The sequence below is a fragment of the Oleiphilus sp. HI0043 genome, from assembly GCF_001634935.1.
The window spans coordinates 1-1293 of the sequence record NZ_LWEY01001831.1 but is presented as its reverse complement, the minus strand read 5'-3'; the positions used below and the strand labels follow the sequence as shown (position 1 = coordinate 1293).

1 protein-coding gene and 1 pseudogene are annotated in these 1293 nt (G+C 40.8%); both read left to right on the top strand.

The window, feature by feature from the left end; translation table 11 throughout:
- Window positions 1-161: 161 nt before the first annotated feature.
- On the top strand, window positions 162-476 hold the full coding sequence (locus A3729_RS31205) for a succinate dehydrogenase assembly factor 2 (protein WP_082865225.1): 315 nt from the start codon (window positions 162-164) through the stop codon (window positions 474-476).
- A gap of 514 nt (window positions 477-990) precedes the next feature.
- A pseudogene (locus tag A3729_RS28190) lies at window positions 991-1293 on the top strand (hypothetical protein); the annotation flags it as partial.

The following is a 1293-nucleotide window of genomic DNA, read 5'->3' as shown; positions in this document are numbered from 1 at the left end:
AGCCTCTAAATTCATTATTCAGTTAAATATACACTAATTAACCACGGCGATGCGTAGCCGGAGTCATTCAGCTTATATCTTACACCACAACGACGCTCTGTTCTTGAGTGTACCCAAAGCAAGCACTATAATGCAGCCTCTGCAAACAATTGGATAACTCAATGTCGGATCAGCCTTCGCAAAACTCAGCAAATGACACCCAAGAAACAAGCCAGCTCGATGAAACGAAAAGGGCTGAATTCAACCGATTGTTTTGGCATAGCCGCCGAGGAATGCTCGAACTTGATGTGCTGTTAGTGCCATTCTTGAAAGAGGCCTACTCTACTCTTCCTGAAGATGACCAAGCCCGTTTTAGAAACTTATTAGATTGTGAAGACCCCGATCTTTTTGCTTGGTTTATGCGTAACGGAGCACCAGAAGACCCGGATCACGCTCGCATAGTTAAGATTATTCTTGACCGTGTTCAGCCAGACTAAAGTTCAGTTTATACCGTCCAAGTTACTTGCGGGAGTAATTTTGCTCCCGTATGCCGCGGCTATTTTTCTTAGCCTTACTCACGAAATTTATCTGCCGCTAAAAGTTTCTATCTGCTTGATATGCACACTAGCTGGTTTTTACCATCTGCTAAGTCGAGCTTTGCTTCGCTCTCGCTTTGCTATCACTTCCTTAGTTGTTTCCAACGAGAACCTTAGTATTTACTTTTCGAACGAAGATGCAATCAACGGACAAATACTTGGAAAAAGTTTTATCTCCAGATATCTTTGCTTACTTACGGTAAAACATGCTCCTCTTATTGATAGTCGCCTAGCCTTTATTAGTGCGTACACAAGTAAATCTCATATATTAGTTACACCTCTAAACCTTGAGTGTCCAGATTCATTTAGACGTTTTCGCGTCTTTAGCAAATTCGGCAATATCAATATAAAGCACCGCGATGCTGTATAATCGCTAAATACTAAAAAACTAATTACAACTGACAGTTACCACATTATGACTCACATGTTTATCAATCTACCCAGTCGTTTTATCAGCATCACTGGTGAAGACTCAGAAAAGTTTCTTCAAGGTCAATGCTCTACTGATATCAACTCCCTAGATTCGAACCATTTCTCTTATGGCACCCTGAACACACCCAAGGGACGTATATATGGCTTGTTTAAAGTTGTACGGATTTCAAATGGTTTATTGCTGTCCGTAGATGAAAGCTGCTTTGAACATATCCTCAAGACCTTAAGCAAATACGCAGTTTTCTTTAAGTGCGAACTCAAAGAAGCTAACTTTCACTCTTATGGT

Excerpts from the sequence above, each read along its gene's own strand:
- A3729_RS31205 (WP_082865225.1), top strand. The coding sequence starts at position 162 with ATGTCGGATCAGCCTTCGCAAAACTCAGCAAATGACACCCAAGAAACA.